This window comes from Actinocorallia libanotica (genome assembly GCF_039525175.1).
Classification (GTDB): Bacteria; Actinomycetota; Actinomycetes; order Streptosporangiales; family Streptosporangiaceae; genus Actinocorallia; species Actinocorallia libanotica.
In genome coordinates this window covers 89,950-111,980 of record NZ_BAAAHH010000028.1, presented here as the reverse complement: position 1 = coordinate 111,980, position 22,031 = coordinate 89,950, and the positions used below count along the sequence as shown (strand labels likewise).

Genomic DNA, 22,031 nt, shown 5'->3' with positions numbered 1-22,031 from the left:
GCCCCCCCCCCCGCCGCCGGGGCCCGGGCGGCGGACCAGGGGGCCGCCGCCACCCTCTCCGCCCCCGCCGACCTCTGCCCCGACACCGGCCGCCGCCGCCTCTCCTACGAACGCGCCGAATACCTCTTCAAACAGACCACCAAATCCCTGGACCCCTCAGGCCGCGGCTACACCCTCCACCAACTCCGCCACGCCCGCCCCGCCCCGCCCTGACGCCCACACGCGACCCACGAAGCCGATACCGCCGATCACACGACATCTGATCCTCCGCCGCTTCCAGCCCGGTGAGCTGCTGTCTGTCCCCTCTTTTGCGGGCGACCCCCGAGGCCACGCGGTGCACCGACCGGGGACCCGACACGCTGGACGACAGGTGGGTCTGCCCGAGGTTCTCTGAAATCAGATGCTGGCCTGGCCCGAACCGGCCAGTGTCCGCAGGCCGGGGAGGTCGGGGATGACGATTTTGCGCCGTTCGGTGCGCACGAGGCCGAGCTTCCGGAAGCGGGCCAGGGCGGCGGCGACCATGCTGCGCGACAGGCCCACCGCCTGGCCGATCTCCGTCTGGTCGAGGCACACCTCCGGCAGGCCGTCGGCGCCGGGCGCCGCGAGCCGCTCCAGTGCCCGGGCCACCCGCGGCCCCGCGGGCAGCGCCGCCAGCTCCGCCCGCCACGCCTCGCCTTCGAGGATCCGCCGCATCGTGCGCCGCAGCAGTGCCTCCTCCAGCCCGTGCTCCCGGATGAGCGCCCGGAAGCGATCGGCGCCCAGCACCCGCGTGACGCAGGGCTCCAGCGCGACGACGGACGCCGACCGCCCGTGCCGGCCGATGACGCCCATCGATCCGAGCAGCTCTCCCGGCCCGCGCACCGCCAGCAGCAGCACCGTGCCGTCCGCGGATCCGGTCAGCACCTTCACCCGCCCGGACAGCAGGACCGACACATGCGTCGGCGGATCGCCCTGCCGCAGAATGCTCTCACCGGCCCCGTAGCCCACCTCGGTACCGGCCGAGGCGAGCAGCTCCCACGTCTCCGCAGAGAATTCCATCCCTCCTGTCTGCCACAGTTCGCCATGGTCCACCGCAGAACCGGAGCCTCACACCGGACAGATGACCACTGCAGGTCACCTGCTGATTTGACGTCCTTCCCATCCTGAAAGGCGGGAATTCTCCCCTGTCACACCTGTGTAGGTGTGGGCTTGGAGTGGGTTCCTGCTTCACAGCGCGGTGCCGGAACAGGTCCCGGTCTTACCTGCGCTCCACAGGCGTTGAGTCTGTCCGCCCGCCCGGCGGCCAGGGTGTTGTCGGCTGCGTTGAGGTCCCGGTCGTGGACGGTCCCGCAAGCCGGGCACGTCCACTGGCGGATGTGGAGGGGTTTGGGGCCGTCCTTGGTCTTGCAGGTCGAGCAGATCTGCGAGGTGGGTTCGAACCGGTTGATCTTCGCGAAATACCGGCCGTATCGGGCGGCCTTGTACTCCAGCATGTTCACGAACTGCGACCAGCCCGCGTCATGCACGGATTTGGCCAGCCGGGTACGGGCCAGGCCCCTCACACACAGATCCTCCACATAGACCGCTTGGTTGTCGCGGATGATCTTCGTGGAGACCTTGTGGGCGTGGTCCCGGCGGGCATCAGCCACCTTGGCATGGAGTTCGGCGACCCGTAGACGGGCCTTCGCACGGTTCTTCGAGCCCTTGGCCTTGCGGCACAGGGCCCTCTGCGCCTTCTTCAGGCGGCGTTCGGCCCGGCGCAGTACACGCGGGTTGTCGATCACGGTGCCGTCTGAGAGGACTGCGAACGACGCCAGCCCCAGATCGATCCCCACCTCGTGCTCCGTCTCGGGCAGGGGTGCGTCCGTGGTCTGGACGACGAAAGAGGCGAAGTACCGGCCGCGGGCATCCTTGATGACGGTGACCGATGACGGCTCCGAGGGCAGGTCCCGCGACCAGCGGACGGGGATATCCCCGATCTTCGGCAGCCGCAGCCGCCCGTTGTCCAGCACCGTGAAACGTGCGTTGCGGGTGAACCGGATCGCCTGCCGATGGTCTTTGCGAGACCTGTACCGGGGACGCGCCGTCTTCGGGCCCTTGCGCTTGCCGGACAGGGAGGCGAAGAAGTTCCGATAGGCGGCGTTCGCATCGGCCAGTGCCTGCTGGAGGACGACCGTCGAAACCTCGCCCAGCCATACCCGCTCAGGGGTTTTCTTCGCCTGCGTGATGACCTGCTTGGACAACTCCCCGTCCGAGGGATACGCCGACCCGGTCGCATGCGCCTCCTGCCGGGCACGCAGGGCGTCATTGAACACCACTCGCGCGCACCCGAACGCTCTCGCCAGCGCTTGTTGCTGATGGGATGTCGGGTAGAGACGGAAGTTGAACCGGAGCCGCACACCGGGATCTTACTATCTGTTTGTGATCGGCTACGTTGAGATCTCAGCTGGATGGGCTGTCCAAGACCTTGCGGCGGACCGTCGTCCCTGCCTGCAGGTCACGGCGCCGGCTCGCTTCTGATGTAGCGGATGATGAGTTCGGCGAGTTCGTCGACCATGCGGTCGTGGGGGATGGGCGGGCGGTCGAGGACGTAGCGGATGGCGAGCTGGCCGACGGTCTCGGTGATGATCCACAGGGCGGCGTCGACGTCGAGGCCGGGGCGGAAGCGGTCGCGGTTGAGCAGCAGGTAGATGCGGACCAGGTCGGCGAGGCGCTGGCGGAGGGCGTCGAGCTTGCCGAAGGGGCCCAGGCGGGGGACGTGCTCGACGACGACGCGCAGGAGGTCGGCGTTCTCCTCCAGGAGGCGGATCTGGGCCTCCAGGAGGGAGCGGCCGCCGGTCTGCCAGGGCTCGGACATGGCCGCCTCGATCTCCGCGCCCAGCCGTTCGGCGAGGTGGTCGGCGAAGCGGTCCAGGACGGCCACCACGATCGCGTCCTTGTTGGGGAAGTACTGGTAGAGGGAGCCGTTGCTGAGCCCGGCGGCGGCCGCGATGCGGTTGGTGGACGCGCCGTCGTAGCCGCGCTCGGCCAGAACGCGAGTAGCGGCGTCCAGGATGCGCTCCATGGTGCGGCGCGAACGCTCCTGCCGGGGCACCTTCCGCGGTGAATGCGCAGGCAGGGGAGGCATTGTCCGTCACCTTCCGGAAGCGACTTGTAAGCGACTACTTATTCGCGTTTAGCTTAGGGGGACATCCTTCAGCCGTCACCCCTGAGGAGGAGCGGTGGGCAAGATCCAGGAAAGCCTCACCCCGGACACCGCGGAGCGGGAGCCCGAGCCGTTCGGGCCCGGCTCCCTGCTGTGGGACCAGATGGGCCTGTACACCTCGGCGCTGGCCGGGAACAGCGTGTTCATCCTGCAGACCATGCACCCGGCGATCGGCACCGTCGTCGACCAGATGTCCAGCTTCCGCACCGACCCCGTGGGGCGCGCCAGGCGCAGCTTCGCCTCCGTGCAGACCTGGGTCTACGGCGGCGAGACCGCGATCGAGGAGGGCCGGCGCCTCCGCGAGATGCACAAGCCGCTCAGCGCCGTGGACGAGGACGGCGTCCGCCACCACGCGCTGTCCGCCGAACCCTGGGCCTGGGTGCACCTGACCGGCTTCTACGCCGCCGTCACCGCCCCCCGCTACTTCGGGACGGAACCCCTCACCCTCCAGAAGGAACAGCAGATCTTCGACGAGTTCATCCAGCTGGGGCGCATCCTGCGCGTGCCCGAGCGCATGCTCCCCCGGACCATCCCCGACTACTGGAAGTACTTCGACGCGATGGTCGCCGACACCCTCGTCCCCCACAAGGTGGCACTCGAGGTCCTGGCCGCCATGGACAAGGTGCCCCCCGGCATCCCCGCCCCGCTGCGCCCCGCCCTGGCCCCCCTGATGGCCGCGGTCGGCAACCTGGGCCGCTTCATCACCGTCGGCACCCTCCCCCCGGCCGCCCGCGACAGGCTCGGCCTCACCTGGACCCCCCGCGACGAACGCCTCCTGCACGCCGTGGGCCAGGCCATCGCGCGCACCACCCCCCACCTCCCCGAACGCCTCCGCTACATGCCCATCGCCTACCGCGCCCGCCAGGCCGCCCGCGCCCGAGCCCGCCTCGACCGGGCCCTGGCCACCCGCCCCCTGTAGCGCCTGAGGCCTACTCCCGGCTCCCGAGATGGATCACCCGCCGGAGGGAGCGGGTTCGCTCTCCGGCGGGAAGCGGATTCCACGGGCGGCTGCCAGGGTCTCCGGTGTGAACGTGAAACCTTCGACGGCCGCCTGGGCCGGAGCGGCGTCCCTGCTTCCCTACACGGCGATGAAGACCTACTGGGCGTTCGGCGGAACGGCCGGCAGGCCGTCGGGCGACCTGGCCGCGCGGTTCCGGGAGAACGGAGCTCCCGAAGTGCTGGTGCGGATGGAGCAGCACGGTCTCGACTTCACCGTCCTGGGCGCGTTCGCCGGCATGGTGCTCCTGGCCGTTCTGGTCCTCTCCCGGGGGAGGCGGCCGCCCCGCTGGTCGCTGCTGGTCCCCGGCTGGGCCGGCGCGCTCCTGCTGACCCCGTACGGCCTGGCCACCATGGCGGCCGCGCCCTTCGGCCTCACCGCGGGCGACGCCGAGGGCTGGTCGCCCTGGGTGGGAGTCGTCGGGGGGCTGGCCTTCGCCGGCCTGGGCGCCTCGCTCGCCCTGTGCACCCCGGCCTACCAGCGCCGGACCGGGCCGCAGGCGCCGACGCCCGGCGGCGCCGAAGCCGTGCGCCGGTAGACTGCTGGTCTCGTATCGGACCTCTCACGACGTACCGGGAGCTCTTCATGGATCTGTTCCGGCTGGACGGCAAGACCGCGCTGGTCACCGGGGGGACCCGGGGCATCGGGCTGATGATCGCGCGGGGGCTGCTGGAGGCCGGGGCGGGCAGGGTGGTCATCAGCTCCCGCAAGGCCGACGCGGTGGAGCAGGCCGTCGCCGAGCTGTCCAAGGCCGGGGGAGGGGAGGTCGTCGGGGTGCCGGCCGACCTGTCCACCGAGGAGGAGTGCCTGCGGCTGGCCGGGACGATCGAGGGGCCGCTGCACATCCTGGTCAACAACGCCGGGGCCACCTGGGGCGCGCCGCTGGAGGAGTTCCCCTCCTCGGCGTGGGACAAGGTGATCGACCTCAACCTGAAGTCGCCCTTCTACCTCACCAAGGCGCTGATGCCGCGGCTGCGCGAGGCGGCCACCGCCGACGACCCGGCGCGGATCATCAACATCGGTTCGATCGACGGGATCATGACGCCGGGCCAGCGCTACTCCTACACCTCCAGCAAGGCCGCGATCCACCAGCTCACCCGGGTGCTGGCCAAGGAGCTCGGGCCGGAGGCGATCACCGTCAACGCGATCGCGCCCGGGCCGTTCGAGTCCAAGATGATGGCCGCGACGCTCGACGCGTTCGGCGACGCCATCGCCCAGGCGGTGCCGCTCAGGCGCATCGGCCGCCCCGACGACATGGCGGGCGCTGCGGTGTTCCTGGCCAGCCGCGCCGGATCGTACGTGAACGGCGTCGTGATCCCCGTGGACGGCGGCCTGACGGTCGCCTAGTCTCTGGTTGCCCCGGCCGGTGCCGGGACGGTGAAGCGCGAGTACGGGAGTGGCGGCGCATGGCGGCGGAGACCGTCCAGGAGGCTTGGGCGGACCTGCCGCCGACGGCGCAGAGGCTTTTGATGGCGGCCCTGGACGCCTTCGGTGAGCAGGGGTATCACGGCACTTCGACCCGCCAGGTGGCACTGCGAGCGGGAATGAGCCCGGCCGCGATGTACATGCACTTCGCCACCAAAGAAGCGATCCTGTACGAGATCGCGCGCACCGGGCACGAGGTGAACCACGAGCGGGTACGCCGGGCCTGCGCCGAGCATCCCGATCCGGCGGAGCGGGTGCGCGCCATCGTCGAGGCGATGGTCACCTTCCACGCCGAGCACCACACCCTGGGCCGGGTGGTGCAGTACGAGCACGCCTCGCTGGCCTCGGCCCACCAGCGGGAGCTGATCGGGATCCGGCGGCGGACCGAGGCCTTCCTGCGCGAGGCGATCGACGAGGGCGTCGCGGCCGGCGTGTTCGAGGCCGCGGCCGCGCCCATGGCCACCACGGCGATCATGTCCTTGGCGATCGACGTGGCCCGCTGGTATCCCAGCCAGCGCAGCCGCACCTCGGCCCAGATCACCGCCGCCTACGCCGACCTGGCACTGCGCATGCTCGCCTCCCGCTGACGGAGGCTCGCCTCCCCCGAGCGGGAGGCGAGCACCAGAAGCCCACGGCCGTGGGAATCCCACAGCCGCTGGAATCCCACGGCTGTCGGAAGACCGTGGCCGCCGGAAGGCTGTGGCCGCCGGAAGCCCATGGCTGCCGGAAGACGTGACCGCCGGAAGCCCACAGCCGTGGGAAGCCCATGGCCGCCGGAAGATCGCGGCCGTTGGAAGACCGCGACTGCCGGAAGACTATGGCCGTTGGAACCACGACCGCCGGAAGCGCACGACCGCCGGAGGACAACGACCGTTAGAAGACCACGACCTGGCGGACGGCCTCGCCGGTGTGCAGCCGGTCGAAGCCCGCGTTGATCTCCTCCAGCGGCAGGGTGCCGGACAGCAGCCGGTCCACCGGCAGGACGCCCTGGCGGTACATCTCGATGAAGCGGGGGACGTCGCGGCGGGGCGCGCAGGAGCCCAGGTAGCTGCCGCGCAGGGTCTTCTCCTCGGCGACGAGGCCGAGCGCGGGCAGCGCCAGCTCCTTGCCGGGGGCGGGGAGCCCGACGGTGACGGTGGTGCCGCCGGGGGCCGCCGCGTCGTAGGCCTGGCGCAGCACCGGCACGACGCCCGCGGTCTCGATGACCTTGTCCGCGCCGCCGCCGGTGATCTCCCTGAGCTCCGCGACGGCGTCCGGGCCGCCCGCCACGGTGTGGGTGGCGCCGAGTTCGCGGGCGAGCTCCAGCTTGGCGGGTACGACGTCGACCGCCACGATCGACTCCGCGCCCAGGGCCTTGGCCGCCAGCAGCGCCGACAGGCCGACGCCGCCGAGCCCGAAGACCGCCACGCTGTCCCCGGGGACGACCTGCGCGCTGTGCAGGGCGGCGCCCGCACCGGTCAGCACCGCGCAGCCGAACAGCGCCGCGATCTCGAACGGCAGCCCGGCGTCGACCCTGACCGCCGACTGCTGGGAGACCACGACGTGGTCGGAGAACGCCGAGACGCCCAGGTGGTGGTGGATCCGCCCGCCGTCGATGCGCCGCCCGCCGCCCAGCAGGGTGCCCGCGCCGTTGGCGGCGGCGCCCTGCGCGCACAGGGCGGGCCGTCCGGACCGGCAGCGGCCGCACCGCCCGCAGGCGGGCACGAACGCCAGCACGACACGGTCGCCGACGGAGAACTCCGCGCCCTGGCCGACCTCGACGACCTCGCCGGCGGCCTCGTGCCCCAGCGCCATCGGCAGCGGCCGCACCCGCGACCCGTTGATCACCGACAGGTCGGAGTGGCACAGGCCCGCCGCGCCGATCCGCACCAGCAGTTCGCCGGGCCCCGGCGGGGCGAGCTCCACCTCGGTGACCTCCAGCGGCCGGGACTCGGCGTAGGGCGCCTCCCGGCCGGCCTCGGTCAGCACCGAGACGCGGGTCCTGATCATGAGGCCACCACCAGCTTCTCCATGGCCTCGCGCATCCGCCCGGTGATCGGCACGGGCCGCCGGGTCCGGCGGTCGACGAAGACATGGGTGAAGTCGCCGTGCGCGATGAGGGTCTCGCCGTCGGCGCGGTGCAGGCCGATCTCGTACCTGACGCTGGAGGTGCCGAGCCTGCCGATGCGCAACCCCACCCTGATCACTTCGGGGAAGCGGGCCTCGGCCTTATACTCGCAGCGAGAGGCCACGCACATGCCGATGGTCTCACCGTGGAACGGGTCGAAGCCCGCCTCGCGGATGAGCCAGGTGTTGGCCACGGTGTCCATCATCTCGTAGTGGACGACGTTGTTCATGTGGCCGTAGCCGTCGTTGTCGTTCCAGCGGGTCGGGACGCTCTCCCAGTACAGGTAGCTCACGGGAAAGTATCTTACTGGTCAGTAACATCTGGCGGTGTGACGGGGCTCCCATCGAAGGAGTCGAACGTGGCGAACTCCGCGACGGGCGTCCGCCGCAGCCTCGTCGGCCTGCGCACCGGATGGCCCAGGAACACCACCGAGGCCAGCGCGACGCCCTCCGGGGCCTTCAGCAGCTCGCGCACGCCCTCCTCCTCGCGGATGTGGATCGTCGTCATCACCCCGCCCAGGCCCTCCTCGCGCGCCGCCAGGAGCAGGTTCCACACGAACGGGTAGACCGAGGCGCCGCCCGCGAACGTGTAGCGGTCGTGGTCGCGGTCGACGGCCGCCAGCTCGTTCAGGTCGGCGAACACCGCGAGCATCACCGGCACCTCGTCCAGGTGGCGCGCGAACTCGGCGCGGTGGTCGTCGGCGGGCTCCCGGGCCAGCGCCGCGGCCTCGGCCTCCCGGTCGGCCAGCGGCGACCACGCCCGCAGCCCCGCCTCGCCCAGCGCCCGGTAGTCCCGCCAGCCCGGCAGGTACAGGTCCCGCATCCCCGCGCGGACCGCGGGGTCCTTGACGACGACGACCCGCCACCCCTGCTTGTTGCCGCCGCTGGGCGCGAACCGCGCGGTGTCCAGGATGCGGTGCACGGTGGCGTCGGAGACGGGTTCGTCGGTGAACTCCCTGATGGCGGCGGTGCCGCGCAGAGCCTCGAGCAGTTCCATGGCCCGATGCTTTCACGCCCCGCCCCGCCCGGCGATCACCCGCCTCGACCCGCGACCCCCGAGACCGCGGGCGACGCTCAGCCGGCGGCGGGGGCGCCGTCCGGGCGTCGTCCTCGCGGCGGGGGCGGCTCAGTGGCCCCGGGCGATCCACTCCTCCAGGTGGGGGGCCTCGCCGCCGATGGTGGTGGAGTCGCCGTGCCCGGTGTAGACCTTCGTGTCGCCGGGCAGGGCGAGCAGCTTCTCCCGGATCGAGCCGATGATGGTGGGGAAGTCCGAGAACGAGCGCCCCGTCGCGCCCGGCCCGCCCTGGAAGAGGGTGTCGCCGGTGAAGACCGCGCCCAGCTCCGGCGCGTACAGGCAGACCGCGCCGGGCGCGTGGCCCGGGGTGTGCAGGACCCGCAGCTCGATCCCGCCGACGGTCAGGACCTCCCCGTCGGCCAGTTCCCCGTCCGGCCGCCGGTCCGGGTGCGTCATGTCCCACAGCGGCAGGTCGGCCGGGTGCAGCAGGATCGGCGCGTCCGCGGCGTCGGCGAGGACGGGCGCCGCGTCGATGTGGTCGTTGTGGGCGTGGGTGGACACGATGGCCTTGAGGGCGCGTCCGCCGAGCGCGTCGCGGATGGCGGCGGCGTCGTGCGCGGCGTCGATGACGATCGCCTCGTGCTCGTCGCCGACGATCCAGACGTTGTTGTCGACGTCCCAGGTGCCGCCGTCCAGGCTGAAGGTGCCGGAGGTGACCAGGTGGGTGATGGCGGCGGTCACAGGATCACCACCGAGCGCAGCACGTCGCCGTGGTGCATCTTCTCGAACGCGGCCTCGATGCCGTCGATGCCGATGGTCTCGGTGACGAACGCCCCGAGGTCGAGGCGGCCCTGCAGGTACAGGTCGATGAGCATGGGGAAGTCCCGCGAGGGCAGGCAGTCGCCGTACCAGGACGACTTCAGCGCCCCGCCCCGCCCGAAGACCTCCGGCAGCGGCAGCTCGATCTTCATCTCCGGCGTCGGCACGCCCACCAGCACCACGGTCCCGGCGAGGTCGCGCGCGTAGAAGGCCTGCTCGTAGGTCTCGGGGCGGCCCACAGCCTCGATGACGACGTCCGCGCCGTTGCCCTCGGTCAGCTCGCGGACCGCCTCGACCGCGTCGGTCTCCCGCGAGTTCACGGTGTGGGTGGCGCCCAGCTCGAGCGCCTTGTCGAGCTTGCGCTGGTCGATGTCCACGGCGATGATCCGCCGCGCCCCCGCCAGCCGCGCGCCCATGATGGAGGCCCCGCCGACCCCGCCGCAGCCGATGACCGCCACCGAGTCGCCGCGCGTCACGCCGCCGGTGTTGATGGCCGCGCCGATCCCCGCCATGACGCCGCAGCCCAGCAGCCCCGCCACCTCGGGCTTGGCGGCCGGGTCGACCTTGGTGCACTGCCCGGCCGCCACGAGCGTCTTGTCGGCGAACGCCCCGATCCCCAGCGCCGGGGACAGCTCCGTGCCGTCCTCCAGCGTCATCTTCTGCTTCGCGTTGTGGGTGTTGAAGCAGTACCACGGCCGCCCGCGCAGGCAGGCGCGGCACTGCCCGCACACCGCCCGCCAGTTGAGCACCACGAAGTCACCGGGTGCCACCTCGGTGACCCCCTCGCCGACGGACTCCACGATCCCGGCGGCCTCGTGCCCCAGCAGGAACGGGAAGTCGTCGTTGATCCCGCCCTGCCTGTAGTGCAGGTCCGTGTGGCACACCCCGCACGCCTGCACCTTCACCACGGCCTCGCCCGGCCCGGGATCCGGAACGATGATCGTCTCCACCCGCACGGGCTCGTTCTTCCCGGGTGCGATGACCCCGCGTACACGCTGCGCCATATGTCCTTCGCCTTCCTTCGGCTCGCTCCCTGAAAGTCCATTCTCCCTGATCGGCGAGGGCCGGGGCGCAGCGCCTGTGGACGACGGCCGCGCTCCCCGGACCTCCCTCCGGCCCGCGGGAGGGGCCGCGACCCGCTCGCCGCCGCGGGCGGCGTTCAGGGCCTGCGGAACGTGCGGTTCAGGTTCTCCCGGGTGGCGGGGCGGGTGGAGGAGTCGGCCTGGGCCCAGGCCTCGAAGGCGAGGGTGGCCTCGAAGCCCTGGGTGGCGGCGAGGCCGACGGCGTTCTTGATGTCGCGGGCCAGGCCGGGGGGCACGGAGGCGAACCTGCGGGCCATCTCCAGGGCGGCGGCCAGGGGGTCGTCGTGCAGTTCCAGGGCCAGGCCGTGGCGGACCGCCTGCTCTCCGGCGAGGGTGCCGCCCTCCAGGAGGACGGCCAGGGCGCGCTGGCGGCCCAGGGCCTCCACCAGGAAGTAGGTGCATCCGCCGCCGGGGTGCAGGCCGATCCGGCTGAACGTCGCGCTGAACTTCGCCTGCGGCGCGGCCAGGCGGATGTCGCAGGACATCGCCAGGTTCAGGCCGGCGCCGATCGCGTGGCCCTGCACCGCGGCGATCGTGGGGAGCGGCAGGTCCCGCACGGCGAGGAAGGCTTCGTACATGCGGGTGGCGTCGTCGCGGACCTCCCGCACGGGCAGGTCCTCGGCGCCGAACAGCTCACCCAGGTCGGCGCCGGAGCAGAACGAGCGGCCCGCTCCCGTGACGACGAGGACCCGCGCGTCGCGGTCGGCGCGCAGCCGGGCGGCGCAGTCGACGAGTTCGTCGCGCATCGCGAAGCTGATGGCGTTGTGCCGCGCCGGGTCGTCCAGCGTCAGCACCCGCACCCCGTCGTCGCGGCTCTCCAGCCGCAGCGTCTTCCACTCGCTCATGCCCGTCCTCCTCGGTCGTCCTGTCCATCTGCGGTGTCCACGCCGGTCGTCCGCCACAGCGCGTCGTCGCCGGGCCCTTGCCCGACGGCGCGGACGAGCGTCCCGGCCCAGTGCCGGGCGTCCGCGCCCTCGTCCCGCCACGCCCACAGTCTGCGGGTCGTGTGGTGCAGGGGGTGCTCGCGGGTGATGCCCATCGCGCCGTGCACCTGGTGGGCGGCCGCGGCGACCTCCCCGGCGGCCTCGGCCAGCCACAGGCGCAGCGCGGCCACGGGGGCGCCCGCTCCGGCTTCGGCGGCCCGCGCCAGCGCGGTCTCGGCCCCCTCGACCCGGGCGGCGGCCTCGGCCAGCGTCAGGGAGACCGCCTGGAACGCCGCGAGGGGCCGGCCGAACTGCTCGCGGGTGCGGGCGTGGTCGGCGGCGAGCCGCAGCGCGGTGCGCAGGGCCCCCACGATCTGGGCGCCCTGCAGCAGGGCGGTCCGCTCCAGGACGGTCTCGCGGGTGAGGTCGCAGGCGATCCGGTGGCCGGGCGGGATCCGGCACCCGTCCAGGTGGATCGTGTCGCGCGGCTCGCCGGCCAGGTTGTGTCCGGGCTCGACGCGCCAGCCGGGGACGGCGGCGTCCAGCAGCACCAGCTCACCGTCGAGCGGCACGATGACGAGCTCGGCCGCGGCCGCCCAGGGCACGCGCTCGATCGTCCCGTCGAGCGTCTCGCCCGTCCGCAGGCCGGCCCCGGGCAGGGCCACCGTCGCGGTCATCCGGGCGGGGAGGGGGCGTCCGGCCCGGACGAGCAGCCAGCAGGCCAGGGAGGTCTCCAGGAGCGGGACGGCCGCGCCGTGCTCGCCGACCGCCTCCAGCAGGGTCAGCAGGTCCTGCAGAGCGCCTCCGCCGCCGCCGAGCTCCTCCGGCAGGCCCGCGCCCGACCAGCCCAGCTCGCGCAGTTCCTCCCACAACCCGGGATCCTGTCCGCGTCCGTCCAGAACGTCCGCCGCCAGTTCGCCGAGCGGGGTTCTGCCCGGCCGGGCGGGCGCGTCCGAGGTGAGGCCCTTGGCGACGATGGTGCCGAGGATCTCCGTGGTGCCGCCGCGCAGGCTGAATCCGGGGACGGCGGGCACCGCACGGGCCATCAGCCGCTCCAGATCGCCGCCCGCCGGGTCGGGCAGGGTGCCGCGGACCCGCCGGACGGTCTCCACGACGTCCTTCTCGAAGGCGGTGCCGAGCGCCTTGAGCAGGGCGGCCTCCCGGATGGGCGCGCGGCCCCCGTCCATGTCGGAGGCCACCCGCCAGGCCATCGCCCGCAGCACGGACAGCCGCGCGGTCAGCTCCCCGGCGGCCTGGACGGCCAGGGAGTCGCCGGGCTCGACGCCGGAGACGAACGCCGCGAGCAGGGGATAGGTGCTGAGCACCCGTTCCGCGCCGCCGCGCTCGAACGACAGCTGCTCGGTGACCTGCTTCCAGCCCTGGCCTTCGACGCCGAGCAGCTGGTCGTGGGGGATGAGCACGTCGTCGAAGAACACCTCGTTGAAGTGGTGCTCCCCGGAGAGGTCGAAGAGGGGCCGGACGGTCACGCCGGGCGTCGCCAGGTCCAGCAGGAACTCGCTGAGCCCCTCGTGCTTGCGTCCGGACGCGTCGGTGCGCGCCAGGACGTAGGCGTGGGAGGAGCGGTGGGCGTGGCTCGTCCAGACCTTGCGCCCGTTGAGGAGCCACCCTTCGCCGGTGAGGGCGGCGGTGGTGCGCACCGCCGCCAGGTCGCTGCCCGCCTCGGTCTCGCTCATCGCGACGCAGAAGGTGGTCTCGCCGCGGGTGATGCCGGGCAGGAAGCGCCGCTTCAGCTCCGCCGAGCCGTGCCGCAGGATCGCGGGCCCGATCTGCCGGTCGGCCATCCAGTGCGCGGCGACCGGGGCGCCCGCCCGCAGCAGCTCCTCGGTGACGACGAGCCGGGCGAGGTGGGAACGCTCCGCCCCGCCGTACTCGCGGGGCCAGGTGAGGCCGATCCAGCCGCGTTCGGCCAGGGCGCGGGAGAAGGCCGGGTCGTGGTCGCGCAGCCAGGAGTCGCACCGAGGGGTGAAACGCCCCTCTTCCCGCCACTCCCGAAGGAAGGCCCCGACCTCGGTCCGCAGTGCCCGCAGGCCCTCGGCCGAATCACGTTCTGTTCTCATGCGCAGCAGTCTGCCGCCTCCCGCGGCCCGCGGTCGAGCGGCTCCGGGTCAGGCGGATTCCGCCGGACGCGGCAGGTAGTGCTCCAGGACCGACGGGTCGGCCAGGGCGCCGCGGTTGACCGCCTTGTCCGGGTCGGCGCCCTGGAGGATCTTGCGGACGGGGACTTCGAGCTTCTTGCCCGACAGCGTGCGCGGCACGCCGGGAACGGTGACGAAGCGGTCGGGGACGTGCCGGGGCGACAGGTCGGCGCGCAGGGCGCCGCGCAGCCGGCCCAGCAGCTCCTCGCTCAGCTCCGCGCCCGGCGCGAGCTGCACGTACAGGATCAGCTCGCCCTCCGCGCCCAGCTTCCCGGTGTCGATGACCAGGCTGTCGGCGATCTCCTCGAACGACTCCACCACCCGGTAGAAGTCGCTCGTGCCCATCCGGATGCCGCCCCGGTTGAGGGTGGAGTCCGACCGGCCGTAGATGACGCAGCCGCCGTCGGGCAGCACCTTCACCCAGTCGCCGTGCCGCCACACGCCGGGGAAGTCCTCGAAGTAGGCCTCCCGGTAGCGCGCGTTCCCCGGGTCGTTCCAGAACCCGACCGGCATGCACGGCATGGGCTCGCTCAGCACCAGCTCGCCGACCTCGTCCACGACCGGGCGGCCCGCCTCGTCGAACGCCTCGATCTTCGCGCCGAGCGCACGGCACTGGATCACCCCGGCGCGCACCGGCAGCAGCGGCACCGGCCCCACGAACCCCGAGCACACGTCCGTGCCGCCCGACAGCGAGCCCAGCAGCACGTCCCGCTCGACCTCCTCGTACACCCAGGAGAACCCCTCGGGCGGCAGCGGCGAGCCGGTCGAGCCGATCAGCCGCAGCGCCGACAGGTCGAGGCTCGCGCCCGGCGTGAGGCCCGCCTTGCGGGAGGCCATGATGTACGGGGCGCCCAGGCCCAGGTGGGTCGTGCCGGTCTCGGCGGCCAGCCGCCACAGCACGTCCCCGGCGGGCGCGCCGTCGAACAGCACGATGGTCGCGCCCAGCATCAGGCCGCTGACCAGGTAGTTCCACATCATCCAGCCGGTGGTGGTGAACCACAGGAAGACGTCGTCCGGCCCGAGGTCCTGGTGCAGGGCGAGCGACTTGACGTGCTCCAGCACCATCCCGCCGTGCCCGTGGACGATCGGCTTGGGCAGGCCGGTGGTCCCGGACGAGTACAGGATCCACAGCGGCTGGTCGAAGGGCACCCGGTCGAAGGCGGGCTCGGCGGGCCGGGCGAGCCCGGCGTAGGGGAGCACGTCCGCCATCGGCTCGCCGGGGACGGCGTCGATCAGCACGGTCGCGGCGAGCGTCGGCAGCGCCGCGCGGATCTCCTCGACCGTTCCGCGCCGGTCGAAGGCCTTGCCGTTGTAGACGTAGCCGTCCACCGCGAGCAGGACCTTCGGCTCGATCTGCTGGAACCGGTCGATGACGCTGGGCGCCCCGAAGTCCGGGGAGCACGACGACCACGCCGCGCCCAGCGAGGCCGCGGCCAGCATGACGACCAGCGCCTCCGGCCGGTTGGGCACGTAGGCCGCCACCCGGTCGCCGCGGCCGACGCCGAGCGCCGCCAGTCCCGCCCGCGCCCCGGCCACCTGCTCCGCCAGCCGGGCCCAGGTGATCTCCACCGTGGCGCCGTCGTCGGTGCGGTAGACGACGGCCGTGCGGTCGGGCAGCTCGGCGGCGTGCCGCAGCATGTTCTCGGCGTAGTTCAACCGCGCCGAGGGGAACCAGCGCAGCCCGTCCACCGGTGTCGGCCCGCCCTCGCGCACCGGCCCGTCACCCCGGTCGCCGACGATCTGGAAGTGGTCCCAGACCGTCTGCCAGAAGCCGTCGAGGTCGGTCACCGACCAGCGCCACAGCTCGTCGTAGGTGCGGGGCCGCGACGGCAGCGCCCGCATGAACGCGGTGATCCGCGCCCGCTCGACGGTCTCCTGCGACGGCTCCCACAGGGTGGTGCCCTCCTGCACGACGGCCTCCAGCTATTTCGAAACGGCGTTTCCAGTACGTATCAGGTTTATCAGGAACACCACGTCACAAGTTCACAGCCCCGGCCAGTCCGGGCTGCGCTTCTCGTTGAAGGCGGCGATGCCCTCGCGGCGGTCGCCGGACAGCGCGGTGGTGCGCCAGGCGGCGTCCTCGACGTCCAGGGCCGCGGCCAGGTCCAGCGGGGCGCCGTGGCGCAGCGCCCGCTTGGCGGCGCGCAGGGCGACCGGGGAGTTGGCGGCGATGGCCGCGGCCAGTTCCAGCGCGGTCGCGCGGTCCTCGCCCTCGGGCGCGGCGCGGTCCACCAGGCCCAGCGCGACGGCCTCGTCGAAGCCGACCTTGCGGCCGGTGAAGATGAGGTCGGCCGCCTTGGCCGTGCCCACCCTGCGCTGCAGCAGCTGGGTGCCGCCGCCCGCCGGGATCAGCCCGACGCCGACCTCGGGCAGGCCGAAGACCGCCGTCAGGTCGGCGACGACGAGGTCGCAGGAGAGCGCGAACTCCGTGCCGCCGCCCAGGGCGAAGCCGTGGACGGCCGCGACGACGGGCTGCGGCAGGTGAAGGACGGCACCGAAGGCGCTGCGGAAGACCGGACGCTGGCGCATGAGGTCGTCGTCGGTCATCGACGCGCGCTCCTTGAGGTCCGCGCCCACGCAGAACGACCGCGGAGCGGCGGACGACAGGACGACCGCGCGCGCGTCGGAATCCGCGACCTCCGCGCACACGGCGGCGAGCCGTACGGCCATCGCGGTGGAGAGCGCGTTGTGCGCCTCCGGCCGGTCCAGGACGATCTCGGCGACGTGCCCGTGCCGGTTCAAGGTGATCACGACAGCCCCAGCTGCCGTGCGATGATCATGCGCTGGACCTCGGAGGTGCCCTCGCCGATCTCCAGGATCTTGGCGTCCCGGTAGAAGCGGCCCACCGGGAACTCGTTCATGAACCCGTAGCCGCCGAAGACCTGCGTGGCGTCGCGGGAGTTGTCCATCGCCGCGTCGGAGGCGGTCAGCTTGGCGATCGCCGCCTCCTTCTTGAACGGCTCCCCGGCCAGCATCTTGGCGGCCGCCGCGTAGTAGGCGACGCGGGCGGTCCAGACCCGCCGCTCCATGTCGGCGATCTTGAACTGGATCGCCTGGTACTCGCCGATCGCCCGGCCGAACGCCCGGCGCTCCTTGACGTAGCGCAGGCACTCGTCGACGCAGCCCTGCGCCAGGCCCACCGACAGCGCGGCGATCGCGATGCGGCCCTCGTCCAGGATGCGCAGGAACTGGGCGTAACCCCGGCCGCGCGGGCCGACCAGGTTCTCCTCGGGCACGCGCACGTCGTCGAAGAACAGCTCGTGGGTGTCGGAGGAGCGCCAGCCGACCTTGGAGTACTCCGGACCGACGGTGAAGCCGGGCGTGCCGTTGGGCACGATGATCGTGGAGATCTCGTTCTCGCCGGTCAGCGCGGTGACCGTGACGAACTCGGTGATGTCGGTGCCGGAGTTGGTGATGAAGGACTTCGAGCCGTTGACCACCCACTGGCCGTCCTCCAGCCGCGCGGTGGTGCGCATGCCGCCCGGCACGTCCGATCCGCCGCCCGGCTCGGTCAGCCCGAACCCGGCCAGCCGCTCGCCCGACAGCAGCTTCGGCAGGTACCGGCGCTTCTGCTCCTCGGTGCCGAACCGGAAGATCGGCATCGCGCCCAGGCCGACGCCGGCCTCCAGGGTGATGGCGACCGAGGAGTCCACCCGCGCCAGCTCCTCCAGCGCCAGGCACAGGGCGAAGTAGTCGCCGCCCATGCCGCCGTGCTCCTCGGGGAAGGGCAGGCCGAACAGACCCATCTTCCCCATGCCGGCGACGAGCTCGTAGGGGAACTCGCCCCGCTCGTAGTGGCCGCCGATCACCGGCGCGACCGCCTCGCGGGCGAAGGCCGCGACGCTCTCCTTCAGCGCCGCCTGCTCCTCGGTGAGAGTGAGATCGATCATGAGCTGCTCCTTGCGGTGACGACGCGAGAGGGGGAGGGACGGCCGAGCTTCCCGGCCATCCAGGTGCTGGTCTCGACCAGGGAGTCCAGGGACACGCCGTGCCGGACGCCCAGGCCGTCGAGCATCCACACCAGGTCCTCGGTGGCGAGGTTGCCGGTGGCGCTCTTGGCGTACGGGCAGCCGCCCAGGCCGCCCGCGGAGGCGTCCACGGTGGTGACGCCCGCCTGGAGGGCGGCCAGCGTGTTGGCCAGGGCCTGCCCGTAGGTGTCGTGGAAGTGCACCGCGAGCGGTGCGGGGTCGCCGAAGGCGGCGATGAGCTCCTGGACGTGCCCGGCGGTGCCGACGCCGATGGTGTCGCCGAGGCTGAGCTGGTAGCAGCCCATCTCCAGCAGCCGCTTCCCGGCCGCGGCTGCCTGCGGGACCGGGACGTCGCCCTCCCACGGGTCTCCGAAGGCCATCGACAGGTACACGCGCACCCGCATGCCCTCGGCCAGCGCGCGGGCGACGACCGGCTCGAACATGGCGTACTGCTCGTCCATGGACCGGTTGAGGTTCCTGCGGGCGAAGGACTCGGTGGCGCTGGCGAAGATCGCGATCTCCTCGACGCCGGCGGCCAGCGCGCGGTCCATGCCGCGCTCGTTGGGCACCAGCACCGGGTAGGTGACGCCGGGCCTGCGGTCCATCAGCTTCAGCAGTTCGTCCGCGTCGGCCAGCTGCGGCACCCACTCGGGGCGTACGAAGCTGGTCGCCTCCACGACGGTCAGCCCGGCGTCGGCGAGCCGGTCGATGAACTCGGCCTTCACCGCCACGGGAATGGCCGACTTCTCGTTCTGCAGGCCGTCGCGGGGCCCGACCTCGTAGATGGTGACCTGTTCGGGCAGGTTCATTGCGCCTCCTCGGGCGTGATCTCGGCCAGCACGGCGTCGAGCGCCACCTGGTCGCCCGCGCGGACCGGCAGCCGGGCGACCGTCCCGGCGACGGCGGCCACGACCGTGTGCTCCATCTTCATCGCCTCGACGATGACGACCGGCTGGCCCTCGGCCACCGCGTCGCCCTCGGCGACCTTGACGGCCAGGACGGTGCCGGGCATCGGGCTGCGCAGGACGCCTCCCGCCGCGGCCGCCGTGCCGCCGCCCGCGAGCCGCTCCCGCTCCCGCACCGACCAGGCGCGGCCTTCGGCGCCGATCCAGACCGCGCCGTCGCGGCCGGTGACGCGGCGGTGCGGGTGGCGGCGGCCGTCGAGCACGAGGGCGTCCTCGGACAGGACGGCCCGCCGGGGCTCCCCGTCCCCGACGGCGACCTCGGCGCCCCGGGTGCGCACCTCGACAGGCTCGCCGCCGTCGACGACCAGCGCGTGCGGGGCCCACGCGGCCTCGCCGACCCGCCAGCCGTCCATGGCGTCCCACGGGTCGTCCCCGGCGGGGGTGACCGCGTTCATCCGCTCCAGCGCGGCGGCCGCGAGGACCCATTCGGGGACGGACGCGTCGGCGTTCAGCTCCGGCAGGACGCGTTCGACCAGGCCGGTGTCCAGGTCGCCGGAGACGACCTCGGGCCGGGCCAGCAGTTTGCGCAGGAAGGCGACGTTGGTGTGCACGCCCAGCAGCGAGTACTCCGCCAGGGCGCGGTCCAGCGCCCGCAGCGCCTCGGCCCGGTCGCGGCCGTGCACGACCACCTTGGCGATCATCGGGTCGTACCTGCTGCCGATCTCGTCGCCCGCCCCGACCCCGGAGTCCACCCGCGCCTGCGGGGGCTCGGCGAGCGCCAGGACGCGGCCGCCGGTCGGCAGGAAGCCCCGCGCCGGGTCCTCGGCGTAGACGCGGGCCTCGACGGCGTGCCCGGTGAGCGCCACGTCGTCCTGGGCGAAGGGCAGCGGCTCCCCGGCGGCCACCCGCAGCTGGAGCTCGACCAGGTCCAGGCCGGTGACCAGCTCGGTCACCGGGTGCTCGACCTGGAGGCGGGTGTTCATCTCCATGAAGTAGCGCTCGTCGGGGCGCTCGCCCGCCACGATGAACTCCACGGTGCCCGCGCCGACGTAGCCGATGGAGCGCGCCGCGTTCACCGCGTGCGCGCCGATCTCGGCCCGCTGGGCGGCGTCCAGCAGGGGAGAGGGAGCCTCCTCCACGATCTTCTGGTGGCGGCGCTGGAGGCTGCACTCCCGCTCGCCCAGGTGCACGACGTTGCCGTGGGCGTCGGCGAAGACCTGCACCTCGATGTGGCGGGGGCCGTCGATGAACCGCTCGGCCAGCAGGGTGTCGTCGCCGAACGCGCCGCGCGCCTCGCGCCGCGCCGAGGCGATCGCCTCGGCCAGCTCCTCTTCGGCGCGCACCAGGCGCATGCCCTTGCCGCCGCCGCCCGCGGACGGCTTGAGCAGCACCGGCAGGCCGACCTCCAGGGCGGCCTCGGCGAGCTGCTCGTCGCTCAGCCCCCGCTCGTCGCGGCCCGGCACGACCGGCACCCCGGCGGCGGCGACGGTCAGCTTGGCCTCGATCTTGTCGCCCATGGCCTCGATGGCCTCCGGCGGCGGGCCGATGAAGACGATCCCCGCCTCGGCGCAGGCGCGGGCGAAGGCGGCGTTCTCGGCGAGGAACCCGTAGCCGGGGTGCACGGCCCGGGCGCCGGTGGCGCGCGCGGCCTCGATGATGGCCGCGCCGTCCAGGTAGGACGGGATCCGCACGGCCTCGTCGGCTCCGCGCACGTGGACGGAGCCGGCGTCGTCGGGCGCGTACACGGCGACGGAGCGCACGCCCAGGCGGCGCAGGGTGCGCTGGACGCGGACGGCGATCTCGCCGCGGTTGGCGATGAGGACGGTGGTGAACATGGGCCTCACATCCGGAAGACGCCGTAGCCGACGTCGTCGAGGGGGGCGTTGGCGGCGGCGGACAGGGCCAGGCCGAGGACGCGGCGGGTGTCCACGGGGTCGATCACGCCGTCGTCCCACAGGCGGGCGGTGGAGTAGTACGGCTCGCCCTGGGTCTCGTACTGCTCGCGGATGGCGTCGGCGTCGGCGTCCCCGACGGTGGTGAGCACCGAGGCGGCCTGCTCGCCGCCCATCACCGAGATCCGGGCGTTCGGCCACATCCACAGGAACCGCGGCGAGTACGCCCGGCCGCACATGGCGTAGTTGCCCGCGCCGTAGGAGCCGCCGATGATCACGGTGAACTTCGGCACCCGGGCGCAGGAGACGGCGGTGACCATCTTGGCGCCGTGCTTGGCGATGCCGCCGTGCTCGTAGTCGCGGCCGACCATGAAGCCGGTGATGTTCTGCAGGAACACCAGCGGGATGGAGCGGCGGTCGCACAGCTCGATGAAGTGCGCGCCCTTCATCGCCGACTCGGCGAACAGGATGCCGTTGTTGGCGATGATCCCCACCGGGTGGCCCTGGATCCGGGCGAAGCCGGTGACGAGCGTCGCCCCGTACTCCTTCTTGAACTCGGTGAACTCGCTGCCGTCCACGACGCGGGCGATGACCTCCCGCACGTCGTACGGCGTGCGCGCGTCGGCCGGGACGATCCCGTACAGCTCGGACGGGTCGTGGAGCGGCTCGACCGGCGTCGCGACCTCCCAGGGGCGCGGCGGGCGCGGGCCGAGCGTCGCGACGATCTCCCGCAGGATGCGCAGGGCGTCGGCGTCGTCCTCGGCCAGGTGGTCGGTGACGCCCGAGACGCGGGAGTGCACGTCGCCGCCGCCCAGCTCCTCGGCGGTGACGACCTCGCCGGTCGCCGCCTTCACCAGCGGCGGGCCGCCCAGGAAGATCGTGCCCTGCTCGCGGACGATGACGTTCTCGTCGCTCATGGCGGGCACGTACGCCCCGCCCGCGGTGCACGAGCCCATGACGGCGGCCAGCTGCGCCACGCCCAGGGCCGAGAGCGTGGCCTGGTTGTAGAAGATCCGGCCGAAGTGCTCCCGGTCGGGGAACACCTCGTCCTGCATCGGCAGGAACGCGCCGCCGGAGTCGACCAGGGCGATGGACGGCAGCCGGTTGTGCAGCGCCACCTCCTGCGCCCGCAGATGCTTCTTGACGGTCATCGGGAAGTACGTCCCGCCCTTGACCGTCGCGTCGTTGGCGATGACCACGCACTCGCGGCCGGACACCCGGCCCACGCCGGTGATCATTCCGGCGCCCGGCGCCTGGTCGCCGTACAGGCCCCAGGCGGCCAGCGGGGACAGCTCCAGGAACGGCGACCCCGGATCCAGCAGCCGGTCGACCCGTTCCCGGGGCAGGAGCTTGCCCCGGGAGACATGCCGCTCGCGGGCCCGCGCGGACCCGCCCAGGGCGGTGGCCGCCAGCCGTTCCCGCAGCCGGGCGGCGAGCTCGGTGTTCGCCGCCGCGTTGCGCTTGTAGGGCTCGCCCGCGACGTCCGTGCGGCTCGGCAGCACTGCCAACGCGTCCCTCCTCATGTTAATGAGCACTAACAACGATGTTAATCATCATTA

20 protein-coding genes and 1 pseudogene are annotated in these 22,031 nt (G+C 72.8%); 5 read left to right on the top strand and 16 right to left on the bottom strand.

All coding sequences use genetic code 11. The annotated features are described in order from the left end of the window. Window positions 1-213, top strand: a pseudogene (locus ABD140_RS28725) (hypothetical protein); the annotation flags it as partial. Window positions 214-396: 183 nt separating this feature from the next. Here the strand turns inward: ABD140_RS28725 and ABD140_RS28720 are convergent. From ABD140_RS28720 to ABD140_RS28710, 3 genes are all read right to left on the bottom strand, one after another. Beyond that, window positions 397-1,038, bottom strand: coding sequence for a Crp/Fnr family transcriptional regulator (locus tag ABD140_RS28720; protein ID WP_344244148.1), 642 nt, complete (start codon window positions 1,036-1,038; stop codon window positions 397-399). A 128-nt stretch (window positions 1,039-1,166) separates the two neighbouring features. Further along, window positions 1,167-2,378 (bottom strand): RNA-guided endonuclease InsQ/TnpB family protein, encoded by a 1,212-nt coding sequence (locus tag ABD140_RS28715; RefSeq protein WP_344244147.1) that lies wholly within the window; start codon window positions 2,376-2,378, stop codon window positions 1,167-1,169. Between the two features lie 98 nt (window positions 2,379-2,476). Beyond that, window positions 2,477-3,106 (bottom strand): TetR/AcrR family transcriptional regulator, encoded by a 630-nt coding sequence (locus ABD140_RS28710; RefSeq protein WP_344244146.1) that lies wholly within the window; start codon window positions 3,104-3,106, stop codon window positions 2,477-2,479. Between the two features lie 94 nt (window positions 3,107-3,200). On the opposite strand from ABD140_RS28710, the gene ABD140_RS28705 reads away from it, so the two are divergent. From ABD140_RS28705 to ABD140_RS28690, 4 genes are all read left to right on the top strand, one after another. After that, window positions 3,201-4,103, top strand: a complete 903-nt coding sequence (locus ABD140_RS28705; RefSeq protein WP_344244145.1) for an oxygenase MpaB family protein — start codon at window positions 3,201-3,203, stop codon at window positions 4,101-4,103. A 106-nt stretch (window positions 4,104-4,209) separates the two neighbouring features. Further along, window positions 4,210-4,719, top strand: coding sequence for a hypothetical protein (locus ABD140_RS28700; protein WP_344244144.1), 510 nt, complete (start codon window positions 4,210-4,212; stop codon window positions 4,717-4,719). A 47-nt stretch (window positions 4,720-4,766) separates the two neighbouring features. Then, window positions 4,767-5,528 carry an SDR family oxidoreductase gene (locus ABD140_RS28695; protein WP_344244143.1) on the top strand — a complete coding sequence of 254 codons (762 nt, stop codon included), beginning with the start codon at window positions 4,767-4,769 and terminating at the stop codon, window positions 5,526-5,528. 59 nt (window positions 5,529-5,587) lie between these two features. Continuing rightward, entirely contained in the window at window positions 5,588-6,193 is a 606-nt protein-coding gene (locus tag ABD140_RS28690) for a TetR/AcrR family transcriptional regulator (protein ID WP_344244142.1), read from the top strand. Between the two features lie 286 nt (window positions 6,194-6,479). Here ABD140_RS28690 and ABD140_RS28685 read toward each other — a convergent pair whose 3' ends face one another. From ABD140_RS28685 to ABD140_RS28625, 13 genes are all read right to left on the bottom strand, one after another. Continuing rightward, window positions 6,480-7,595 (bottom strand): zinc-binding dehydrogenase, encoded by a 1,116-nt coding sequence (locus ABD140_RS28685; protein WP_344244141.1) that lies wholly within the window; start codon window positions 7,593-7,595, stop codon window positions 6,480-6,482. Then, complete coding sequence (locus ABD140_RS28680; protein ID WP_344244140.1) at window positions 7,592-8,005, bottom strand: acyl-CoA thioesterase; 414 nt, start codon at window positions 8,003-8,005, stop codon at window positions 7,592-7,594. Before ABD140_RS28680 ends, ABD140_RS28685 begins: the two co-directional genes overlap by 4 nt. Window positions 8,006-8,016: 11 nt before the next feature. Next, window positions 8,017-8,709, bottom strand: a complete 693-nt coding sequence (locus ABD140_RS28675; protein ID WP_344244139.1) for a nitroreductase family protein — start codon at window positions 8,707-8,709, stop codon at window positions 8,017-8,019. A 129-nt stretch (window positions 8,710-8,838) separates the two neighbouring features. Beyond that, window positions 8,839-9,468, bottom strand: a complete 630-nt coding sequence (locus ABD140_RS28670) for an MBL fold metallo-hydrolase (protein WP_344244138.1) — start codon at window positions 9,466-9,468, stop codon at window positions 8,839-8,841. Further along, window positions 9,465-10,550 (bottom strand): S-(hydroxymethyl)mycothiol dehydrogenase, encoded by a 1,086-nt coding sequence (locus ABD140_RS28665; protein WP_344244137.1) that lies wholly within the window; start codon window positions 10,548-10,550, stop codon window positions 9,465-9,467. The genes ABD140_RS28670 and ABD140_RS28665 overlap by 4 nt, the downstream gene beginning before the upstream one ends. 155 nt (window positions 10,551-10,705) lie before the next feature. Continuing rightward, entirely contained in the window at window positions 10,706-11,473 is a 768-nt protein-coding gene (locus tag ABD140_RS28660; protein ID WP_344244136.1) for an enoyl-CoA hydratase, read from the bottom strand. Beyond that, window positions 11,470-13,629 (bottom strand): acyl-CoA dehydrogenase family protein, encoded by a 2,160-nt coding sequence (locus tag ABD140_RS28655; protein WP_344244135.1) that lies wholly within the window; start codon window positions 13,627-13,629, stop codon window positions 11,470-11,472. Before ABD140_RS28655 ends, ABD140_RS28660 begins: the two co-directional genes overlap by 4 nt. 48 nt (window positions 13,630-13,677) lie before the next feature. Beyond that, window positions 13,678-15,618: an acetoacetate--CoA ligase gene (locus ABD140_RS28650; RefSeq protein ID WP_344244134.1), complete on the bottom strand. Its 1,941-nt coding sequence runs from the start codon at window positions 15,616-15,618 to the stop codon at window positions 13,678-13,680. A 72-nt stretch (window positions 15,619-15,690) separates the two neighbouring features. Then, window positions 15,691-16,458, bottom strand: a complete 768-nt coding sequence (locus tag ABD140_RS28645) for an enoyl-CoA hydratase/isomerase family protein (RefSeq protein WP_344244133.1) — start codon at window positions 16,456-16,458, stop codon at window positions 15,691-15,693. Next, window positions 16,455-17,597, bottom strand: a complete 1,143-nt coding sequence (locus ABD140_RS28640; protein ID WP_344244132.1) for an acyl-CoA dehydrogenase family protein — start codon at window positions 17,595-17,597, stop codon at window positions 16,455-16,457. Before ABD140_RS28640 ends, ABD140_RS28645 begins: the two co-directional genes overlap by 4 nt. Continuing rightward, window positions 17,594-18,484, bottom strand: coding sequence for a hydroxymethylglutaryl-CoA lyase (locus tag ABD140_RS28635; protein ID WP_344244131.1), 891 nt, complete (start codon window positions 18,482-18,484; stop codon window positions 17,594-17,596). The genes ABD140_RS28640 and ABD140_RS28635 overlap by 4 nt, the downstream gene beginning before the upstream one ends. Beyond that, complete coding sequence (locus tag ABD140_RS28630) at window positions 18,481-20,415, bottom strand: acetyl/propionyl/methylcrotonyl-CoA carboxylase subunit alpha (RefSeq protein ID WP_344244130.1); 1,935 nt, start codon at window positions 20,413-20,415, stop codon at window positions 18,481-18,483. The genes ABD140_RS28635 and ABD140_RS28630 overlap by 4 nt, the downstream gene beginning before the upstream one ends. A gap of 5 nt (window positions 20,416-20,420) precedes the next feature. Further along, window positions 20,421-21,974, bottom strand: a complete 1,554-nt coding sequence (locus ABD140_RS28625) for a carboxyl transferase domain-containing protein (RefSeq protein ID WP_344244152.1) — start codon at window positions 21,972-21,974, stop codon at window positions 20,421-20,423. Between the last annotated feature and the right edge of the window lie 57 nt (window positions 21,975-22,031).